Origin of the sequence: Pedobacter sp. (assembly GCF_031119335.1) — a bacterium.
Classification (GTDB): Bacteria; Bacteroidota; Bacteroidia; order Sphingobacteriales; family Sphingobacteriaceae; genus Pedobacter.
The window spans coordinates 165569-180496 of the sequence record NZ_JAVHXT010000005.1 but is presented as its reverse complement, the minus strand read 5'-3'; the positions used below and the strand labels follow the sequence as shown (position 1 = coordinate 180496).

At 36.8% G+C, this 14928-nt stretch carries 17 protein-coding genes; 2 read left to right on the top strand and 15 right to left on the bottom strand.

Going from position 1 to position 14928, the window contains the following annotated elements; translation table 11 throughout:
- Positions 1 to 113: 113 nt before the first annotated feature.
- From REI64_RS07730 to rsmI, 4 genes are read right to left on the bottom strand one after another with little or no spacing between them, the layout of a single operon-like run.
- On the bottom strand, positions 114 to 758 hold the full coding sequence (locus REI64_RS07730) for a PH domain-containing protein (protein ID WP_308849536.1): 645 nt from the start codon (positions 756 to 758) through the stop codon (positions 114 to 116).
- Positions 751 to 1098 (bottom strand): HepT-like ribonuclease domain-containing protein, encoded by a 348-nt coding sequence (locus REI64_RS07725; RefSeq protein ID WP_308849535.1) that lies wholly within the window; start codon positions 1096 to 1098, stop codon positions 751 to 753. Before REI64_RS07725 ends, REI64_RS07730 begins: the two co-directional genes overlap by 8 nt.
- A complete protein-coding gene (locus tag REI64_RS07720) occupies positions 1095 to 1397 on the bottom strand; it encodes a nucleotidyltransferase domain-containing protein (protein ID WP_308849534.1) in 303 nt (100 codons plus the stop codon). The genes REI64_RS07725 and REI64_RS07720 overlap by 4 nt, the downstream gene beginning before the upstream one ends.
- Positions 1378 to 2100: a 16S rRNA (cytidine(1402)-2'-O)-methyltransferase gene (rsmI, locus tag REI64_RS07715; RefSeq protein WP_308849533.1), complete on the bottom strand. Its 723-nt coding sequence runs from the start codon at positions 2098 to 2100 to the stop codon at positions 1378 to 1380. The genes REI64_RS07720 and rsmI overlap by 20 nt, the downstream gene beginning before the upstream one ends.
- A gap of 104 nt (positions 2101 to 2204) precedes the next feature.
- On the opposite strand from rsmI, the gene serS reads away from it, so the two are divergent.
- Complete coding sequence (gene serS, locus REI64_RS07710) at positions 2205 to 3476, top strand: serine--tRNA ligase (RefSeq protein WP_308849532.1); 1272 nt, start codon at positions 2205 to 2207, stop codon at positions 3474 to 3476.
- Between the two features lie 31 nt (positions 3477 to 3507).
- On the opposite strand, the gene REI64_RS07705 is transcribed toward serS, so the two are convergent.
- The 11 genes from REI64_RS07705 to ileS form a co-directional block, all read right to left on the bottom strand.
- A complete protein-coding gene (locus REI64_RS07705) occupies positions 3508 to 4101 on the bottom strand; it encodes a hypothetical protein (protein WP_308849531.1) in 594 nt (197 codons plus the stop codon).
- Positions 4102 to 4250: 149 nt separating this feature from the next.
- Entirely contained in the window at positions 4251 to 5510 is a 1260-nt protein-coding gene (locus REI64_RS07700) for a hypothetical protein (RefSeq protein ID WP_308849530.1), read from the bottom strand.
- Positions 5511 to 5537: 27 nt separating this feature from the next.
- The gene (locus REI64_RS07695; RefSeq protein ID WP_308849529.1) at positions 5538 to 6140 is read right to left on the bottom strand and encodes a YceI family protein; all 603 of its coding nucleotides are present in this window, start codon (positions 6138 to 6140) and stop codon (positions 5538 to 5540) included.
- Between the two features lie 164 nt (positions 6141 to 6304).
- Positions 6305 to 6613, bottom strand: a complete 309-nt coding sequence (locus tag REI64_RS07690) for a hypothetical protein (protein WP_308849528.1) — start codon at positions 6611 to 6613, stop codon at positions 6305 to 6307.
- A gap of 109 nt (positions 6614 to 6722) precedes the next feature.
- Complete coding sequence (locus REI64_RS07685; RefSeq protein WP_308849527.1) at positions 6723 to 7031, bottom strand: hypothetical protein; 309 nt, start codon at positions 7029 to 7031, stop codon at positions 6723 to 6725.
- 70 nt (positions 7032 to 7101) lie between these two features.
- Positions 7102 to 7815: an SIMPL domain-containing protein gene (locus tag REI64_RS07680; RefSeq protein ID WP_308849526.1), complete on the bottom strand. Its 714-nt coding sequence runs from the start codon at positions 7813 to 7815 to the stop codon at positions 7102 to 7104.
- 432 nt (positions 7816 to 8247) lie between these two features.
- On the bottom strand, positions 8248 to 8700 hold the full coding sequence (locus REI64_RS07675) for a cold shock domain-containing protein (RefSeq protein ID WP_308849525.1): 453 nt from the start codon (positions 8698 to 8700) through the stop codon (positions 8248 to 8250).
- A 207-nt stretch (positions 8701 to 8907) separates the two neighbouring features.
- Positions 8908 to 9603 (bottom strand): DUF1080 domain-containing protein, encoded by a 696-nt coding sequence (locus REI64_RS07670; RefSeq protein ID WP_308849524.1) that lies wholly within the window; start codon positions 9601 to 9603, stop codon positions 8908 to 8910.
- Between the two features lie 293 nt (positions 9604 to 9896).
- Entirely contained in the window at positions 9897 to 10499 is a 603-nt protein-coding gene (locus REI64_RS07665; RefSeq protein WP_308849523.1) for a lipoprotein signal peptidase, read from the bottom strand.
- A complete protein-coding gene (locus REI64_RS07660) occupies positions 10499 to 10882 on the bottom strand; it encodes a TraR/DksA C4-type zinc finger protein (RefSeq protein ID WP_138722896.1) in 384 nt (127 codons plus the stop codon). Before REI64_RS07660 ends, REI64_RS07665 begins: the two co-directional genes overlap by 1 nt.
- A gap of 76 nt (positions 10883 to 10958) precedes the next feature.
- The gene (gene ileS, locus REI64_RS07655) at positions 10959 to 14351 is read right to left on the bottom strand and encodes an isoleucine--tRNA ligase (RefSeq protein WP_308849522.1); all 3393 of its coding nucleotides are present in this window, start codon (positions 14349 to 14351) and stop codon (positions 10959 to 10961) included.
- A gap of 275 nt (positions 14352 to 14626) precedes the next feature.
- On the opposite strand from ileS, the gene REI64_RS07650 reads away from it, so the two are divergent.
- The gene (locus REI64_RS07650) at positions 14627 to 14890 is read left to right on the top strand and encodes an isoleucyl-tRNA synthetase (RefSeq protein ID WP_308849521.1); all 264 of its coding nucleotides are present in this window, start codon (positions 14627 to 14629) and stop codon (positions 14888 to 14890) included.
- The last annotated feature ends 38 nt before the right edge of the window (positions 14891 to 14928 follow it).

Here is a 14928-nt window from a genome sequence, read left to right as displayed (position 1 = left end):
ATCACAGCGCATTAATAACTCCGTCATTTCGAACGTAGTGAGAAATCTCCAAGTTAGTCTCGTTATACAAACAGATTTCTCCTCATTCTTCGTCGAAATGACGGCTAAAATGCCTACATACTATCTAAAATCGCGGCTTTTTTATGCTCATACTCCTCACGGGTAATCAACTGCTTATCGTATAAAGTTTTTAGCTTAATCAGTTTTTGCTCAATCTCGTCTTCCTTATTTACTTCAACAACAGGTGCAATTTCTGGGATAACCACAGCTTCCTCAATGGGTAAATCAATGACTTGGGGTGTTGCTGGAACATTAAATGTAGATGCTGTTGCTCGGTTCTCTTCCAACTTTTGTTGTCTCAGCAACTCTTTGTACTCTTCCAATTGTTGGTTGGCCGCTTGGTGCAGTTTACGAACCTGCACTTTTGGAATGAAATCAGTTACGATGTTTTCGCCAGATTGTGGCACGCAAATAAACTTAGAACCTAACAAACCTTCCTTAAAAGAAACTTCTTTAATGTTCTTCCAAGAAATATCCTTGAAATTCATAGTTAAGCCTAAATTGCTAGGCGAGCAGTAAAAAATTCTTTTGTTGCTAATCGCTATGCAATCTGGCAACAAGTTTACCGCAGGTTTTTTCTGTACAGCTAGGTATAAAATTTCTTCACCGCTGGTTAGTAAATCATTTAATTTACCTGCTACTTTTTCTACGGCTTTCGGGTCTTGCTCGTCGGCCAAAAATCTATCTATGTTAATCATGGTCTGGGTTTAAATATGTATTTACTTCTGATAATAAAATTGGAAGGTCTTTTGTGACTATTTTCCAAATAATAATGTTGTTAACATTATCGTAAGCATGAATTACTTTATTTCGTAAATCAACAATTTGTCTTGCATAAGAAATTTTTACTTCTGTGTTAATTTTTAAAAGCTTATTTATAGCTTCTCCAATAATTTCTAACTCTCTTTCTACTGCTCTTCGAATGGTTTTATTTTGCTGATATAAGTTAAAATCGAGTGTATGATTAAGATGGTCGTGTATAGACAGAATTGCTATTTCAATATCTTTAAGCAATTTTTTCTCTTCTAAAGAAATCATAACAATTGAATTTTGCTTTGATTAATACTTTCAATCAAATATGGATTGCTCAACGTCTCTTCAGCAATTAAATCAACATCTTTTTTCAATAAATCTTGTAATGCATAAAGTAAATTGAAATAGTTGTTTGAGTAACCTTCAAAATCCGACTTATCGGAAAAATCTACTAAGAAATCAATATCGCTATTTGCTGATAGCTGCTTTTTAGCGGCACTGCCAAAAAGATATGCCTTTTTTACGCCATATCTTTTAAATAGTTTTTTGATTTCTGTTAAATGATTAACTATCAAGCTTTCCATACTTATCTTTTTTCTTCGCGGTTTTATCTTCAACTAAACCACCAACACAAATTACGAATTCTCCTTTTAAAATATTGTTTTCAAAATGTGATTTTACTTCTATAACTGTGCCACGAACATTTTCTTCGTACATTTTACTTAATTCCCTACTCACGCAAACCTGTCTATCCTCGCCAAAAAACTCAGCAAACTCGGTTAATGTTTTCAATAAACGGTGCGGACTTTCGTAAAAAATCATTGTTCTTTCTTCTTCCACAAGTTGCTTTAATCTCGTTTGGCGACCTTTCTTCACTGGCAGAAATCCTTCAAAAACAAATTGGTCGTTAGGTAGGCCCGAGTTAACCAAAGCAGGTACAAAGGCAGTAGCTCCGGGCAAGCAAGTGATTTCAATTTCATGCTTAATCGCTTCACGTACCAAGAAAAAACCTGGGTCGGAAATGGCTGGCGTGCCTGCATCAGAAATTAGAGCGATATTTTGGCCTTCCTTTAAAAACTTGATAATCTCGGCTGTTGCCTTATGTTCGTTATGCTGATGATGAGCAAAAACCCTTTTATCAATACCGAAATGCTTCAACAAAGGTGCACTGGTACGTGTATCTTCTGCCAAAATCAAATCCACCTCTTTTAAAATACGAATAGCCCTAAAAGTCATGTCTTCCAAGTTACCGATAGGTGTAGGTACGATGTAAAGTTTACCAATCATAGTATCTAGTATTGAGTATTGAGTATTGAGATTGGAAAATCACTATTGAAAACTGCCAACTGAAAACTGAAAACTCTTATTATCTTTGTCAAAAATTATAAATAATGCTGCAAGTTAACTATATCCGTGAAAATAGAGAGAAAGTTTTAGAGCGACTGAGTGTTCGTAACTTTAAACAGGTAGAATTGGTAGATGAGATCATCGCTGTAGATGAAGAACGCCGCTCTACGCAGTCCTCTTTGGATAATTTGCAAGCGGAAGCCAATGCAGCGGCCAAACAAATTGGCGAGTTGATGCGCAATGGTAAAAAGGAAGAGGCCGAAGCCATTAAAGCGAATACAGCATCTCACAAAGAGAAAATTAAGGAGCAAAATGAGCAATTAACCGCTTTGGAAGAAAAGCAACAAGCCTTAATTGTACAGTTGCCAAACTTGCCCTATCATTTGGTAAAAACAGGTAGCACAGCTGATGAAAATGAAGTGGTTTACACCCACGGTGAGCCATCGGCTTTGCCAGAAGGTGCTTTGCCACATTGGGAATTAGCTGCAAAATATGACATCATCGATTTTGAACTAGGTGTGAAAATTACTGGTGCTGGTTTTCCTGTTTACAAAGGAAAAGGAGCGAGGTTACAACGTGCTTTAATCAATTTCTTTTTAGACCATGCTACTGCGGCGGGTTATAAAGAAATGCAGGTGCCACATTTGGTAAATGCAGCTTCGGGTTTTGGTACCGGACAGTTGCCAGATAAAGAAGGACAGATGTACCATGTTGGCGTAGACGATTTATACTTAATTCCTACTGCCGAAGTGCCGGTAACCAACTTATATCGTGATGTGATTTTGAAGGAAGAAGACCTTCCGATTAAAAATACAGGCTACACACCTTGTTTCCGTAGAGAAGCAGGTTCTTATGGTGCTCACGTACGTGGTTTAAACCGCCTGCATCAATTTGATAAAGTAGAGGTAGTGCAAATTACACATCCTGATCAATCTTACGAAACTTTGGAAGACATGAGCGAGTACGTTCAATCTTTGTTAAAGGAATTAGGCTTGCATTATCGTGTGTTGCGTCTTTGCGGTGGCGATATGGGCTTTACCTCTGCCATGACTTACGATATGGAAGTTTGGAGTGGGGCACAACAACGCTGGTTAGAAGTTTCTTCTGTATCTAACTTCGAAACTTACCAAAGTAACCGCTTAAAATTGAGATTTAAAGGTAAAGAAGGAAAGACACAATTGGCACATACCTTAAATGGAAGTGCTTTGGCATTGCCTCGTATTGTGGCTTCAATCTTAGAAAATTACCAAACAGATAAAGGAATTAAAATTCCAGAAGCTTTAGTGAAATACACAGGTTTCGATATCATCGACTAAAATAAATTCAGCATGATGATTTAGAAGAGGATTAATCGACTTTGATGTAGATAATCATATCTACGGTTAATTGGTCTTTCAATGATATAAGCCCCATCATTTTTTTGAGGGGCTTTATTTTGTAATCCCTCAGCGAAATTTGATGTGAACTGCTGCAACGGTAAATTCCTTTTGATTTGGTGTAGTTGAACTGTAGCGTATCAGTGCGTTTCTCGCCAGCAATAGTAATTTCTACCGTAGCCAAAGCCGTTCCGTTATCATCACTATAGTTTTTAATAAAATTGATTTGATTTAACGCAATGCTGATGTTTGGATGGACCCGATAATTCATCATATTGCGATAATCTCTGTCCATTAAATTACTGCCAGAACTAAAAGCAGTTACCTCTGCATCAAGCTTCGCATTTTTAACATAAAGTGTATTTTTATTGGAAGTAGTTTTTACCAAACTGTTTCCTAGCTTAAGTGATTTTTCATAAGTAAAAGTAAACTTATTCACGTTAGAATTTCCTTTAAGCAAAATGCTGCTTTCTGGAAGAATATTCAATTGATATTCTTGTGCATCAACTATTTTAATGAATAGCAAGAAAAAAATACCTAGTAACTGATGGGGAAATGTGTTCATTTTTTTAAAAAGTGAAACATTAAGGGATTAAGAAAAATGAAGACTTAATTCATCTTAACTTCTTAATGGTTTTTATCAAAAAAGCCGCTCCTTAAGAGATTAAAGAGCGGCTAACAAACTAAACTATTCAACTATTACTAACTTTCTCTTTAGAAACCTACGCTCGCTTCGAACATCATGCCTTTGAATTTACCTTCAGACAATAAGTTTGCAGCTGGGTAGTCGTTGTATTTTTGATTTACGTACTCTGCTTTTAGTACCATATTTTTAGTTACAAACCAACCAGCACTTGCTTGTATACGGTTAACTTTTACATCTTGAGGGATACCTGCAAGTTCTGCTTTTACCGTATTGTAACGTAAGCCTACAAAAAGGTCTTCATTTTTACAGAAACGATAAACACCTTCTACCGCCATTTGACTAACGTCTCTTTTGTTCGCTTCGGTAATTGCTTTACCTTTTGAAACTTCATAAGTTCCAAATAATTCCAAACCTTGATATTTAACGAATGGGTTAATCATAAATGCAGTTACTTGACGACTAAAACCTGGACGTATATTACCAGACCAAGCCTGTGCAATTGCGGTAGAGCCTACTGGTTCCATCACTAAATAGTATCTAGAACCACCTCTGTCGCCAGTGTATAAGGTATTAGAAGCATTGCCATTACTGTGGTAAACAGAACCTGTTAAGCGGAATCTTAAATCAGTATTTAGCTGTTTATCGTAACCTAATTTTCCTATAAATGATGGATTACGGGTAGGTGTTCTATTGATGTTTCCTTGAATTTCTCCATTATGGATAGCGGCAACAGCTAAGAAACCATCTTTTTGGAAATCAATTTCAGCACCAATTTCTGTAGTGAAGCCATCTAAAATGTAGTTTCCTATAAATGGATTGTACAACGAGTGACCATTATCCGTTCTGCGGAAGTGGGCATCACCATAGTTCACTTCATAGTGCCCAATTTTCACAGTTACGTATTTAAATACTTCATCAAGCAAAGCTGAATTAATTGGCGAAGCGTCAATTTGCGCAAAGCCTCCTTTTACCCAAGTTTCTTGGTGGTGACGAGCAGATAGGTAAGAAATCAAATTCAGTCTAATGCCTTTAGCTAATTGTGCATCGATATTTAAGTTAGCGGTAGCCAAGTTAAAACCACTACGTAAATTGTAAAGTTGGGCAGCTCCGGTAGAATTGTTGCGGTGTTTCAAAGCTTGAAACTGTTGGGTAAAGCCGGCGCCAATTCTCACTTTCACATCGTCAAAAGGTACGGTGTCTGTTTTAGGAGTTTCAAAAACGTTAATTCCAGATTTATCGTAAGGTCTTAGGTTTTGGATTTTTGGCTGTTGGGCAAACGCAGTCCCGGCTACTGTAACAAAAACTGCGGCTAGTAAATGTGTTTTCATTATTATTTTGTTTAGATGGTGAACAGATTAATCATTTTTAAAAGATGCATTAAACACAATGGTGATTTCGTCGCCAGTTTTAATGGTGCCTAAAAGAGCTTTTGGAGGTGTTATTCCGAAAGTTGTCATTTTGAAAGTAGTACTTCCTTTAACTATAATGCCATTAGCAGTTAGCGTAGCATTTACAGGAAAGCTAATTGCTTTTTGGCTGCCAGCAATAGTTAAGTTTCCTTTGGCAACAAAATCGGCTTTGCCTGCACTGGCTTTTAAATTGCTAATATCTGTAAGTACAAAAGTGATTTTTGGAAACTTATCTGCATTTAAGGCTTTGTAAGTATTCTTGTCCATGCCAGTTTCGTAGTAATTGCCATTTTCTTTAATACTTCTCAGCGATTTTACTACTAATTCTAAATTAACAGTGGTAATATCTTTTAAAGTAAGGGCATTGGCCGAGTAAGAAATGTCTCCACTAAATTGTTCAGTCTTGCACCGCCAGTCATGTAGCGAAGATGTACCTTTAACAATAATAGAGCTTTCTTTTAAGCTTAATTTAGCAGTTTGTGCGTTGCCAGTTAGGGCAAAAAATGGAAGGACGGCTAAGACAATCCAAAATGATTTTAAAGTCTTCATAGCATTTAATTTTTATACTATAAAGGTCTGCCTAATTGAACAGCATGAGCGTGATTGCGCTCATTTCATAAATTGACGTAGCTTATAAATGAGCATGATTAAACGCATAAAAAAAGCCAGACATATATGTCTGGCTCCTAATAAACTTTGGTAAGAGATGTATCTTATAAAATAAGTATCAATAACAATATAATAATGATAATTGCACCAACAGATAAATAAACACCGCCGCCTACAGCGTTGGCCTTTTTCTTCATCTCTTTAAGTTCTTTTCTTAATTCCTTACGCTCTTCTTTGCTCAGTTTAGATTTGTCCATGGCTTTAATTTCATCAACCCTAGACATAATTCTGGTTAACTCGGCACGTTGTTCTGCGGTAAGCTCAGTTTTAGGTTTGTCGTTTGCTGCAACAGCAAAGTTCATGTTAAAGGTTAATGTTACCAATAACAATAAAGGAAAAATAAATTTTTTCATGCGTATAAGATTTGTTGTTTAATGCTTAAGAAACCAACATAAAATGTTAGTTCCCATCTATAACAACGGCGCATAATAATTGTTCTGCCGTAAAACCAGAAACTAAAAATTAAAGAATAATAATCAACAACAATAATATAATGATAATAGCGCCCAAAGAAAGCGTTACGTTTTGATTTAAGAAATCAGTACGTTTTTTTAGCTCCTTCACTTCTTTACGCAAAGCTTTTCTTTCTGCTTTGCTAAGCGAAGATTTATCCATCGATTTAATTTCTTCAACACGTTTGGTAATGCTTTCCAATTCTGCCCTCTGTTCTGCAGTAATTTCTGTTTTTGGGGTTTCAGATGAAACTGTATTAGCGTTTGCAGCGGTAGATAGCGTAAAAATTAAAATCAGTGTGTAAAGTAATCTCTTCATGTGAATATTTATTAAATAAAAAAACCTATCAACATATACGCTGATAGGTTCACAAAATTATCAAAATAAATTATTTAATCTCGAAAACAGTGTTAACTGTAAAGCTCAATTTAATCTTTTTAAAGTCAATTTCTGGTGCTTGGGCTGCATCCATTGCCATTTCGGTTTTCATCATCGTGTTTCTGTAAAAAACAGGTTGTGGTTGCATTATGTTATCGCCATGGTCTTGGATATCCAAAACGCTTCCCAATTTATCTCCTAAAGCCTCAACCATGTAAGTAGCTTTTTCTTTCGCAGCTAACAAAGCTTTAATTTTTAATTCCTTTTTCAAGCTTTCAATTTTGCTGTAATCATAGCTTGCAATATTGGTACTAGCAATTCCCTTGGCGTCAATTCCCTCTAAAACCAAGTTAAATTTATTTAAATCGGTAACTTTTAAGCGGTATTGCTTGCTAGCTAAAAAGTCTGGGTCTTTCTTTTTAGTGGTTTGATAGTTCCAGCTGCTCAAGTTGTCAATTGTCAGGTTCTCTTTTGGTAAGCCCGCTTTTTGTATCGCGTTGTACAACTGGGTTTCCAATGTAGTAATGTCTACCTTTTTCTTGCTGTTGCCGTCTTTTAAGTACTCTTTCAACGAGATACTAATGTAAATAATGTCTGGTGTAACTTCCGTTTCGGCGGTACCTGTTACACTAATTTTCTTTCTTAAATCCACTTGTTGTGCCGAAGCATTTAAACTAAATAAAGCTACTAGAGCTAAGAATGTGGTTGCAAATAAACGTTTCATATGTTTCAATTTTTGTGTGTTTATAAATCAGATGTAAATATCATACTAAATCCATAAACAATTTTCATCCGTTATGCGAAAACTGAGCCAAACATCAAATAATGAGCAGATTATTTTTTATTTTTTGAAAAGCAATGGTAGTACTAGAATGTAAATGTAGTCCCGCTTTCCGTTATTATGTTTTTGTTTAGGCATCTTGTCATTCCGAGGAACGAGGAACCTATTTCTGACATGCTTAAACGAACAGATCCTTCACTAGCGTTCAGGATGACAACAAGTAAAACAAAAAGTATAGCCACTTCAATCGGGTTTATCAACAAAGTAAATGCTGCTATTACAAAAGAGAAAGAACTTCTCTAAAATAAAGATCTGAAATAAATCCAATTTGGGCATCGCTCCGATAGCTATCGGATTTATTTCAGGATAGGGAGTTTATTTAACTGCAGAAACTCTAACGGCAGTTGGACCTTTCTGGCCTTTCTCAACTTCGAAAGTAACTTTATCACCTTCTTTAATTTGAGTTTTTAAGCCATTAACGTGTACAAAAACACTTTCTTGTGTCTCTGTATTTCTAATGAAGCCATAGCCTTTGCTATCGTTAAAGAATGTAACAACACCTTTTTTGATCGGATCTTCGTCAACCATATCTTCTTGTCTGGTTGTAGAAATTTGAATATCGTCAGTATTAATTACTTTTTTCTTTTTTGGATCTGGTGGCGTAGTGGTAATATTTCCATTTTCATCTACATAAGCCATCATGTCCTCTAATGACATGCTTTTCTTGTTAGCCTGACGCTCTTCGCGTTTTTCTTGCTTGTCGTTTCTCTTTTTTAATCTTTTTTTCTCGTTTTCTTTTTTGCTAAAAGTTGCTTGAGATTTAGCCATATTTTAATAAAATGTTTTTTGTCTGCACGTTAATGCAGGTTGTGAATGGCAATATTGCCAGCATACCAATAAAAGTATCGGGAAATTAATCTGGATACAGTAACCGAGCGAAATATTATGGGTGGTTATTTTTAAGATATGCAAAGATACAAAAATTGGAGCTAAATATCAATCCCTAAAATAATTGCCTGTAAATGCTTGTTATGTTTATTTACTCAGTTTCTTAATAGGTTTTAGCTCCAGTTTCCTAAATTCTACTTCGCTACCTTCTGCTTGTAAAGCAATCTGACCTTTGGTTGCACTACAGTTGTAGCCATCGTTTACCAAAGTGCCGTTCACCCAAACTCTTACCTTGTCTTTCAGGCATTCTATACGCATAGTATTCCATTCACCTAATGGTTTTTCAGAGCCATCAGTTAGGTTTTTAATACGTCTGCCATTTTTTTTGTTAATGCTCCATTCTTCCTTTGGTCCGCGTCTTTCTTCCATATTGGGCACGGTGATATCTTCTTCAATGCACCAGAAATCACCAGCATCTTGATGCTGCATTTGTACTTCTAAAGATTTTGGGAACATTTTGTAAAGCACTCTAGGTGTGGAAGCATGAACCAATACGCCACAATTACCAGGTTTTCCGGCAAAGCGATATTCTACATCAAGGCGGTAATCTGCATAGCTTGCATCTGTAATTAAATGCCCACGTGGGTCGCCCATGCTTACCAGTTTTCCATCTCTCACTATAAAAGAAGCGGCAGTATCGGGGTTTTTATCTTTTCCGGGAACATCAGCATGCCACCCTGTTAAATCTTTGCCATTAAATAAGCTGATGCTTTTTTGAGCAAGTGCTGTTAGGTTTAAAACAATTAAAACTATAGATACGGAAAGGAATTTTTTGCTGAGCATAACATTTGGTCTTTTATCAAATGTAAGTAATTGCTTTTATTATTTTGCATTAAGCTTGCTTCGCAAAGATGCAGCTTTTCCGTCATTGCGAGGAAGAATGACGAAGCAATCTATCATGGTGTTCTTCGTGTCATAAAGATGGCTTCACTCTTGGCTCTGCCCACGCTTCAGTTCGCAATGACGTAACGCCTAGCGATATAGCTAAAAACAAAAACACCTCACAACTATTGCTGCGAGGTGTTTAATAATATTGTAGGTTAAATCTAAAATCGTAATTCGTACATTTAAAATTCCTAGTCTTCTACACTTTCGTTGTTAATGCCAATTTCATCTTTTACCTCTTCCTTAAAATAAGTTTTTTGGAAGATTAGAATGGTAATTACACCAACAGAAATTGCAGCATCAGCTAAGTTAAATACAGGCCTAAAGAATTCAAAAGGTTCTCCTCCCCAAAAAGGAAACCAGGTAGGGAAGGTGCCTTTTACAATTGGGAAGTACAGCATATCTACTACACGACCGTGAAATAAAGTCTCATATTTGTAGATTAATCCGTAAAAAACAGAGTCGATAATGTTCCCCAAAGCTCCTGCAAATATCAAGGCTACATTTAAAATTAGACCTCGGTGATATTTACGTTGGATCATGTAGTGCAAGGCGTAGCCAATTCCTCCAACTGCCAATATCCTAAATAAAGATAAGGCTAGCTTACCAAATTCGCCACCAAACTCTAGACCGAAAGCCATTCCATTATTCTCGGTAAAATGGATAATGAACCAATCGCCCAGAATTTTAAATTCTTGACCTAGGTACATATTGGTTTTTACCCAGGTTTTAGAAACCTGATCTGCCAGCAGTACAAAGAATATTAAAAGTAAAGGTTTTGTATAGCCCTTCATTAACCTTGTTTCAATTTAGCTTCCATACTTAAAGTAGCGTGAGGTACCGCACGTAAACGCTCCTTTTGGATCAATTTGCCAGTTTCTCTGCAAATACCGTAAGTTTTATTCTCGATACGCACTAAGGCAGCTTCAAGGTTATCTATAAATTTCTTCTGACGGGCTGCTAGCTGATTGATTTGCTCTTTTTCTAAAGTAGCAGAACCATCTTCCAAGGTTTTATAAGCACCAGAAGTATCTTCTGTACCGTTAGAATTCGGATTGCTCAATGAAGATGTTAACGATTGTAATTCTTCTCTTGAGCTTTTTAACTTCTCTTGAATAAGTTCTTTGAACTCTTGTAATTCGCTGTCTGAGTAACGTGTTTTTTCAGTCTTTTCCATCTTCTATATTAATTTAGTGGTGATGAAGCCATGCATGGTTTAATCTGATGTTAAAACCACGATTTTTCCACACAGTTTATAATTTGGCAATCAAAATTTCCAATTCAACATCTTCTATGATGATTTTGTTTCCGCTCAATGCGCTTTCTGTTAACAAAATATCATTAGCTAAAATTTCGTTGCAAATGTAAGCTTTGTTTTGTGCTACTGCATCTGCAATTAAATTATGTTGCTGTAAACTTACCGTTATCCTATCGGTAACTTCAAAATTCAACTCTTTTCTTAGGTTTTGGATACGATTAATCAACTCACGAGATAAACCTTCTTGTTTAAGCTCGGTAGTGATGTTGATATCCAAGGCTACCGTTAAGTTGCCCATGTTGGTTACTTGCCATCCAGGGATGTCTTCTGCAATAATTTCTACATCGCTCAAAAGTATAGAGTATGGAGTATCAGCTATTGAGAAGTTGCCTTCTTTTTCAAACTGAGCTAATTCTTCTTGGCTCATTTTATTGATCACTTCCGTTACCAACTTCATATCTTTTCCAACTTTGGCACCCAAAGCTTTAAAGTTAGGTTTTACCTTTTTCTTGATGAAACCAGCAGTGTCTGTAATGTAAGAAATTTCTTTAATATTGGTTTCAGAAAGGATCAAATCCTTCACTAATTCTACCTTATCTTTAAAGTTATCATCTAAAATAGGGATCAATACTTTTGCCAATGGTTGACGAACATTGATGCCCATTTTCTTACGAAGTGACAGTACCATCGAAGAAATGTTTTGCGCCAACTCCATGCGCTCGTTCAGTTCATTATCAACTAACGACTGATCTGCATCTGGCAATATTGTTAAGTGTACCGATTCTGATTTCGCCTCAGCTGGCAATATCTCGGTTAGGTTTTGATACAACCAATCTGAAAAGAACGGTGCAATTGGCGACATCAGCTGTGCGATATTTACCAAACAAGTATACAAAGTTTCGTAAGCCGCTTTTTTATCTTCAGTCATTTCGCCTTTCCAGAAACGACGACGAGATAAACGGATATACCAGTTACTTAAATGCTCGTCAACAAAGTTTTGGATAGCTCTTGCCGCTTTTGTTGGCTCGTAAGTATTGTACGCCTCATCAACCTCTGCAATTAAGTTTTGCAATAGCGATAAAATCCAACGGTCTAATTCGCTGCGTTGCGCAACAGGCGTTTGGTTATTCAAGTCAATCTCAAACTTATCGATGTTAGCATATAATGCGAAGAAAGAGTAGGTGTTGTACAAAGTTCCGAAAAATTTACGGCGTACTTCATCTAATCCATCTAAACTAAATTTCAGGTTATCCCAAGGAGATGCGTTTGAAATCATGTACCAACGCGTAGCATCGGCACTGTAAGTATCGATAGTGCTAAATGGATCAACAGCATTGCCTAAACGTTTAGACATTTTGTTGCCGTTTTTATCCAATACCAATCCATTTGATACCACATTTTTAAAAGCAACACCAGGATTATTTACACGCTCATTAATCGCTTTGATTTCATCACTGCTTTCGCTCAACATTACCGCAATGGCATGTAAAGTAAAGAACCAACCACGAGTTTGGTCAACACCTTCTGCAATGAAATCTGCAGGGTAGGCATTTTCAAATTCTTCCTTGTTCTCAAAAGGGAAGTGCCATTGTGCATAAGGCATGGCACCGCTATCAAACCAAACGTCAATTAGGTCAGTCTCGCGGGTCATTTTCTCGCCTTTGGCTGATACTAAAAATACATCATCCACATAAGGACGGTGCATATCTTTTAGTTCGAAACCTGCGGGCATGAAACCAGCTTCAATAGCTTTTGCAATTTCTGCATTCAATTCTGCAATAGAACCTATACATTTTTCTTCCAAGCCATCGGCAGTACGCCAAATAGGCAATGGTGTGCCCCAATAGCGAGAACGCGAAAGGTTCCAATCTACCAAGTTTTCTAACCAGTTACCAAAGCGGCCAGTTCCGGTTGCTTCAGGTTTCCAGTTGATAGTTTTATTTAAATCAGCCATTTTTTCTTTAACAGCTGTAGTTTTAATGAACCAACTATCTAACGGGTAATATAAAACAGGTTTGTCAGTTCTCCAACAGTGTGGATAGCTGTGTACATATTTTTCTACTTTAAAGGCTTTGTTCTCTTCTTTTAAACGGATAGCAATTTCTACATCTACCGATTTTTCTGGTGCTTGCCCTTCGGCGTAGTATTCGTTTTTAACGTATTTGCCACCAAATTCTCCTAACGATGCTACAAATTTACCTTGCAAATCAACCAGAGGAACAGTATTGCCTTTATCATCTAAAATCAACAAAGGTGGCACTTCTGGTGTTGCCAATTTAGCTACACGAGCATCATCTGCACCAAAAGTAGGGGCAGTGTGAACTATACCGGTACCATCTTCAGTAGTTACGAAATCGCCACTAATTACACGGAAAGCATTCTCCGCATTTTGGTAAGGTAATGCTAACGGTAAAAGTTGCTCGTATTTGATACCAACTAAATTTTCGCCTTTACATTCTGCTAATATCTGGTAAGGAATTTTCTTGTCTTCGGCTTTATAATTAGCAAAAGCTTCCTCATCTTCCGCTAAGAAAAACTTACCGCCAAATTGTTTGCCAACCAAGGCTTTTGCTAAAATTACGTTAGCTGGTTCAAAAGTGTACTGGTTAAAAGTTTTTACCAATACATAGTCGATTTTAGGGCCGACAGTTAAAGCGGTGTTACTTGGTAAAGTCCAAGGTGTGGTTGTCCAAGCTAGGAAATTCACTTCTCCAAAACCTTGTAAAAACAAAGGTAGAGTTTCGGCAATTGCTTTAAATTGCGCTACAATAGTTGTATCACTTACATCGCGGTAAGTGCCTGGTTGGTTCAATTCGTGCGAACTTAAACCCGTACCAGCAGCTGGCGAGTAAGGTTGGATAGTATAGCCTTTGTATAAAAGTCCTTTGTTGTACAGTTGCTGTAAAATCCACCAAAGGGTTTCGATGTATTCATTTTCGTAGGTTACGTAAGGGTTTTTCAAATCAACCCAGTAGCCCATTTTTTCGGTAAGGTCGTTCCAAACATCGGTGTAACGCATTACCTCTTCTTTACAGGCTGCATTGTATTCATCTACCGAGATTTTCTTGCCGATATCTTCCTTAACGATACCTAATTTTTTCTCCACAGCAAGTTCGATAGGTAAACCGTGGGTGTCCCATCCGCCCTTACGCTTAACTTGATATCCTTTTAGGGTTTTATAACGACAGAAAATATCTTTAATAGCACGAGCCATTACGTGGTGAATACCAGGCATTCCGTTTGCCGATGGCGGTCCCTCGTAAAAAGTAAAAGGTTTCGATTTTGGACGGCTGTCAATACTTTTATCAAAGATATTTTGTGCTTTCCAAAATGCCAGTATTTCTTCTCCTATTTTAGCTAGTTCTAATTGTTTAAATTCCCTATACATCAATCAAGTATCTCAAAAATTAAAGGTTGCAAAGTTAAGGTTTTAGAATGAATAATGGTAGTTTTGAGGCTGAAATAGTTTTATGGGTAAATTTCTAAAAAGAGGGGTTTTTTGTATGGCGGCAGCGGTTTTGTTGATGCCCGCTGCATTGTTGCTTAGAGGAGTAAGCGAAAATTTGACGTTGGCTGTGCTTATTTTGTGTATGATCTTAGAACTTATTGGACTTGTCTTTGTTATTATAAGTATATTAAAGCGAAGAAAGGAAACCAATAATTATGATAAAGCATCTGAAGCTAACTAAAGCTATTGTAGCAATGGCTTTAGGTATTGTAGCACTTATAGCTGCAAAAATCATGGAGTCGAATAGGATGGATGGCAATCAGGTTGTGCTAGGTATTGCTGGGTTTTTGTTTATCGCTAGTGCACTTATCTTTTTGTATCCCATATTATTTGCAAAAAAGGCAGATAAGGATGGTAAAAGCGTAGAACTGAAACCAGCAGCAAAAGAGCCCGTAGAACCTGAAACTCTAGCAAGTTAAGTTTTAATTAATTCTGTCAATTAAAACTTATCTACTGA

What these genes read in the sequence shown, in the direction of transcription:
- REI64_RS07680 (WP_308849526.1), bottom strand. Translation starts at nt 7,815, where the DNA reads ATGAAACGTTTATTTGCAACCACATTCTTAGCTCTAGTAGCTTTATTT.
- REI64_RS07725 (WP_308849535.1), bottom strand. Translation starts at nt 1,098, where the DNA reads ATGATTTCTTTAGAAGAGAAAAAATTGCTTAAAGATATTGAAATAGCA.
- REI64_RS07730 (WP_308849536.1), bottom strand. Translation starts at nt 758, where the DNA reads ATGATTAACATAGATAGATTTTTGGCCGACGAGCAAGACCCGAAAGCC.
- REI64_RS07685 (WP_308849527.1), bottom strand. Translation starts at nt 7,031, where the DNA reads ATGAAGAGATTACTTTACACACTGATTTTAATTTTTACGCTATCTACC.
- REI64_RS07665 (WP_308849523.1), bottom strand. Translation starts at nt 10,499, where the DNA reads ATGAAGGGCTATACAAAACCTTTACTTTTAATATTCTTTGTACTGCTG.
- REI64_RS07675 (WP_308849525.1), bottom strand. Translation starts at nt 8,700, where the DNA reads ATGGCTAAATCTCAAGCAACTTTTAGCAAAAAAGAAAACGAGAAAAAA.
- REI64_RS07720 (WP_308849534.1), bottom strand. Translation starts at nt 1,397, where the DNA reads ATGGAAAGCTTGATAGTTAATCATTTAACAGAAATCAAAAAACTATTT.
- REI64_RS07695 (WP_308849529.1), bottom strand. Translation starts at nt 6,140, where the DNA reads ATGAAGACTTTAAAATCATTTTGGATTGTCTTAGCCGTCCTTCCATTT.
- REI64_RS07650 (WP_308849521.1), top strand. Translation starts at nt 14,627, where the DNA reads ATGATAAAGCATCTGAAGCTAACTAAAGCTATTGTAGCAATGGCTTTA.
- REI64_RS07705 (WP_308849531.1), bottom strand. Translation starts at nt 4,101, where the DNA reads ATGAACACATTTCCCCATCAGTTACTAGGTATTTTTTTCTTGCTATTC.
- REI64_RS07690 (WP_308849528.1), bottom strand. Translation starts at nt 6,613, where the DNA reads ATGAAAAAATTTATTTTTCCTTTATTGTTATTGGTAACATTAACCTTT.
- REI64_RS07660 (WP_138722896.1), bottom strand. Translation starts at nt 10,882, where the DNA reads ATGGAAAAGACTGAAAAAACACGTTACTCAGACAGCGAATTACAAGAG.
- REI64_RS07700 (WP_308849530.1), bottom strand. Translation starts at nt 5,510, where the DNA reads ATGAAAACACATTTACTAGCCGCAGTTTTTGTTACAGTAGCCGGGACT.
- rsmI (WP_308849533.1), bottom strand. Translation starts at nt 2,100, where the DNA reads ATGATTGGTAAACTTTACATCGTACCTACACCTATCGGTAACTTGGAA.
- REI64_RS07670 (WP_308849524.1), bottom strand. Translation starts at nt 9,603, where the DNA reads ATGCTCAGCAAAAAATTCCTTTCCGTATCTATAGTTTTAATTGTTTTA.
- serS (WP_308849532.1), top strand. Translation starts at nt 2,205, where the DNA reads ATGCTGCAAGTTAACTATATCCGTGAAAATAGAGAGAAAGTTTTAGAG.
- ileS (WP_308849522.1), bottom strand. Translation starts at nt 14,351, where the DNA reads ATGTATAGGGAATTTAAACAATTAGAACTAGCTAAAATAGGAGAAGAA.